Genomic DNA, 5,012 nt, shown 5'->3' on the forward strand with positions numbered 1-5,012 from the left:
CGATTTCCTATGCCTTGGGTGCATCGGCGACCTTCACCGGCACGCCGGGAGCGCAGGCGCTGTCGATCGACGGCCAGAGCTACACGCTGATCTACGATGTCAACGGCCTGCAGGCGATCAACAGCGGGCTCACCGGGAGCTATGCGCTGGCCAAGAATATCGATGCCAGCACCACGTCCAGCTGGAATAGCGGTCTCGGCTTCATATCACTGGGCACCGACGGCAACAGCAACATCCAGAACGGCGGCAATGGCTTCACCGGCTCGTTCGACGGGCTAGGCCACACCGTCGACAGCCTGTCGGTGACGCAGTCCGCTGCCCAATATGTCGGCCTGTTCGGCTATATCGGCGCGGGCGGCCTGGTTCAGAATGTCGGCGTCACCAATGTGACGGTCCGGGGGTTCAGGACCCTCGGCGGGATCGCTGGGTTCAATGCCGGCACGGTGGCCCAGAGTTATTCGACTGGTCAGCTGTTCACCACACAATACGGGTCCGCCTCAGGTGGTCTGATCGGCGAGAACGACGGCGCGCTCTCCGACAGCTTCTCGACGGTGGTCGTCAATGCTCGCGATACTAACACCGCCGGCGGCGCGGTAGGCTTCAATAATTTCGGCACCATCGATCGCGTCTATGCCATGGGCGCTGTCGATATCGGCAGCGGCGGCGCGGCCGTCGGCGGCCTCGTCGGATCGAATTATGGCTACTCGGGGGTCGGCGAGGGCGGCAGGATAACCGACAGCTATTCGACCGGCGCGGTCAGCGGCGGATGGAATGTCGGCGCGTTCATCGGCAACAACCTTTACGACGGCGTGGTCACGGGCGCGTACGACACTTCGACATCAGGCCCCTACAATACCACATCCATCGCCAAGCCTGCGATCGGCGGCGGCACCACCGGCCCCAATGTCAATGTCGTCGGCCTGTCGACCTCCAGCTTCCAGAATGGCGGCGCCAACGGACTGAGTGCCGCCTTTGGCGGCGGGACTGGCGGCCTCTATCCCTATCTGAAGAGCTTCTACCCCAATGGCGTCCAGGCGATCTCCGGAATTGCCTACAAGGATGCCGGCAACACGCCGCTGATTTCCGGTACCGGCCAGCCCTATTACACAAAGAATCCCGGGCTGGTGTCCGTCGTCTCCGGCGGCGTAAACCTCGGCACAGTCTCGACCGGCGTCAACGGCTACTACTATCTCGCTCTGCCGGCGGGCGCGGTCTCGAACTCGGTGCTCGCTTACACCGTTGCCGAAGCGGACTCGGGCGCCAAGAATAGCGTGACCTTCCGGACCGGCCTGTCCGGCAGCAATGTCTCGAACCTCAACGTCTATGGCGACTGGCGGCTCGACGAGACGGATGGCTCGATCGCTTCGCTATCGACGCTGAGCAGCGCCTATAGCGCGGCTATTGGGTCAACCTCTGTCGGCAGCCTGTCCTTCGCCAATCGCCAGATTGAAACCGCAGCAGCCACCTTCGCCCTCAACCAGGCGCTGTCGGTCGGCACCGGCACGATGGCGCTGTCGTCGAACGGCGTGGTGACGCAGACGAGTGGCCTGACGGCGGCGTCGCTGGTTCTCGGTGGCACGGGTAGCTTCACCCTGACCAACGCCGGCAACCAGATCGGCAACGTCGCCGGCAACGCCGGTTCCGTCGATCTGCGCGATGGCGCAAGCCTGACGATCGCCAGTGCTTCCACCGCCCGCGGGGTTACGGCGACCGGGGTGAACACCACCGGTTCGGTAAGGCTTCAGACGGCGGGCAATCTGACCATCGCGGCAAGTGCGACGATCAGCGGAACGGATCCGGTGCTCTCAGCCGCAGGACAATTCATCAACAGTCGCGGCAGCGATGCCGTCACCGCCACCAGCGGACGCTGGCTGGTCTATACGGCAGCTCCCACCGGCAACAATTTCGGCAATCTCGACAGCGGCAACACCGCCATCTGGAACACGACCGCCGGCGGGGCGGTGAGCGCGACGGGCAACCGCTATGTCTTCGCCTATCAGCCGACACTGACGTTTACGTCCAACAGCGCGACCAAAACCTACGGCGACACCGCCCTGCCGGCAGTGACCTATTCAGTGGCGGGCTATCAGGCGGGCGCGGTCGGCGCCTATCTCGGCGACACCGCCGCCACGACCTTCAGCGGCGGCCCAAGCGTCACGTCCGTCAACCCGCCGGGCAATACACAGGTCGGAGCAGGATCCTATGCAATCACCGTCGGCGCCGGCAATCTCGCGGCGTTGAGCGGCTATGGCTTCGCCTACAGCAGCACCGGCCTGCTCACCATCGGCAAACGCGCGGTAACGGTGACGGTAACGCCGGGCCAGAGCAAGATCTATGGCGATGCGAATCCGTCATCCTATGCGTACACCGTTTCGGATCTCGGCGCCGGCGTGGCTCTGGTCGGCACCCTCAACCGCACGGCCGGGAACAGTGCCGGCACTTACGCCATCAACCAGAACAGCATCACCAACGCTAACAATTCGAACTACGACATCACCTATGTCGGCGGCAGTTTCGCCATCGCCAAGCGCGCGATCACGATCACGGCCGATGCCAAGAGCCGTATCTATGGCAACGCCAATCCGTCGCTGACCTACCAGCTGACATCAGGCAGTTTTGTCAATGGCGACAGCTTGGGCGGTTCGCTGACGACATCGGCGACCACGGCATCCGGTGTCGGCAGCTATGGCGTCACGCAGGGTACGCTCAACAACAACAATTATGCGATCACCTACGCCGGCGCCAATTTGTCGGTGACGCCGCGCGCGATCACGGTGACGGCGAATGCCAAGAGCCGTGCCTATGGCGATGCCAATCCGGCGCTGACCTATCAGCTGACATCAGGCAATTTCGTCAATGGGGACAGCCTGAGCGGTGCATTGGCAACAACAACTACGACGGCATCCAGTGTCGGCAGCTACGGCATCACGCAAGGCACACTCGCCAACGGCAACTATGCGATCACCTATGTCGGCGCCAATCTGTCGGTGGCGAAGCGCGCCATCACGGTGACAGCCGATGCCAAGAGCCGCATCTATGGCGATGCCAACCCAGCGCTGACCTATCAGCTGACCACGGGCAATTTCGTCAATGGCGACAGCCTGAGCGGCGCGCTCGCAACAGCGGCCACGACAGCATCTGGTGTCGGCAGTTACAGCATTACGCAAGGCACACTCGCCAACAGCAACTATGCGATCAGCTATGCCGGCGCCAATCTGGCGGTGACGAAACGGGCGATCACGGTGACGGCCGATGCCAAGAGCCGTGTTTATGGCGATGCCAACCCGGCGTTGACCTATCAGCTGACCGCAGGCAATTTCGTCAATGGCGACAGCCTGAACGGTGCGCTGGCGACCTCGGCAACGACAGCATCCGATGTCGGCAGCTACGGCATCACGCAGGGCACGCTCGCCAACAGCAACTACGCGATCAGCTATGTCGGCGGAAACCTGTCAGTGACGCCGCGCGCGATTACGGTGACGGCCGATGCCAAGAGCCGTGTCTATGGCGATGACAATCCAACGCTGACCTATCAACTGACCTCGGGCGATTTCGCCAATGGCGACAGCCTGAGTGGTGCGTTGGCAAGGACCGCCGCAGCATCATCCGATGTCGGCGGCTACAGCATCACCCAAGGCACGCTTGCCAACGGAAATTACGCCATCAGCTATATCGGCGCGGATCTTTCGGTGACGCAGCGCGCGATCACGGTGACGGCCGATGCGGGCCAGAGCAAGATCTACGGGGACGGAGATCCGCTGTCTTACGGCTACGGAGTATCCGATCTCGGCAGCGGCGCAGCGCTGACCGGCACGCTTGATCGCGCCGAGGGCGAGAATGTCGGGACCTATGCCATTGGCCGCGGCACCCTCACCGATGCGGCCAACGCCAACTACGACATCACCTATGTCGGCGCCGGTTTCAGCATCGGCAAGCGATTCGTGACCGTCACTGCCAGCTCGGGCCAGGGCAAGACCTACGGCAATGCCGATCCGTCGTCCTATGGCTACACCTTCACCGATCTCGGCAGTGGTGCGGCGCTGGTTGGCGCTCTCCACCGCACTCCCGGCGAAGATGTCGGCGCCTATCAGATCGGGCAGGGCACACTCGCCAATGCGGCCAATTCGAACTACGACATCAGCTATGTCGGCGCCGATTTCAGCATCGGCAGGCGTGTCGTGACCGTCACGGCCAATTCGGGCCAGGGCAAGATCTACGGCGATGCCGACCCGTCCTCCTATGGCTACACCAGCACCGATCTCGGCAGTGGTGTGGGATTGGTCGGCGCTCTCGATCGCGTTTTGGGAGAGAACGCCGGAGCTTACGCGATCGGCCAGGGCACGCTTACCGACAGCGCCAATTCGAACTACGAGATCAGCTATGCCGGTGCCGACTTCAGCATCGGCAAGCGGGCGATCACCATAGTGGCGGATGCGCAGAGCCGGCCGCAGGGCATGCCCAATCCGCCACTCACCTATTCGATCGGCGGTCTGGGGTTGGTCAACGGGGATACGTTTCTTGGCGCGCTCTCGACTGGGGCGACACACGCTAGCCCTCCTGGCAACTACGCCATCGAACAGGGAAGCCTGACCCTCTCGGCCAACTATGAACTGACCTATGTCGGTGCCGATCTGGTGGTCTCGCCGCCCAACACCGTGCCGGCACCGGATGCAGCCAGCACGGTCGCGTACAACGCCGATGCTCATGCTGCTGGCGGGCCGGCTCCGGTTTTCTTCACCGGACAGCCGGTGGCTGGCGATGCGCAAACGCTGGTTGAAGACCCGCGGCTTGATGGCCCCGCCTTCTGCCAGGGCGTGGCGGACGCAGCTTCCGTCTGCAGCGTTGCCTCGATCCGGTAGGAAGACATGACCGCGCAGCGCCAAACCCTCTCACGGCGGCACCTTAACCGCACCGGCGCGCCGTTGATGGCGCTGCTTTTGACGTCGACGGCACTTGTCGGTTTCACGTCGGCGCGAGCACAGGAACTGCCGACAGGCGGCAGCGTCGCGTCC

The 5,012-nt window shown here is 63.2% G+C and carries 1 protein-coding gene; it reads left to right on the top strand.

All coding sequences use genetic code 11. The features are described 5' to 3' along the window. The coding region (locus tag EN964_RS37835; protein WP_281035584.1) for an S-layer family protein at nt 1–4,859 on the top strand (4,859 nt) is incomplete at its 5' end. Between the last annotated feature and the right edge of the window lie 153 nt (nt 4,860–5,012).

The sequence above is a fragment of the Mesorhizobium sp. M7A.F.Ca.CA.001.10.2.1 genome, assembly GCF_003998575.1.
Taxonomy (GTDB): Bacteria; Pseudomonadota; Alphaproteobacteria; order Rhizobiales; family Rhizobiaceae; genus Mesorhizobium.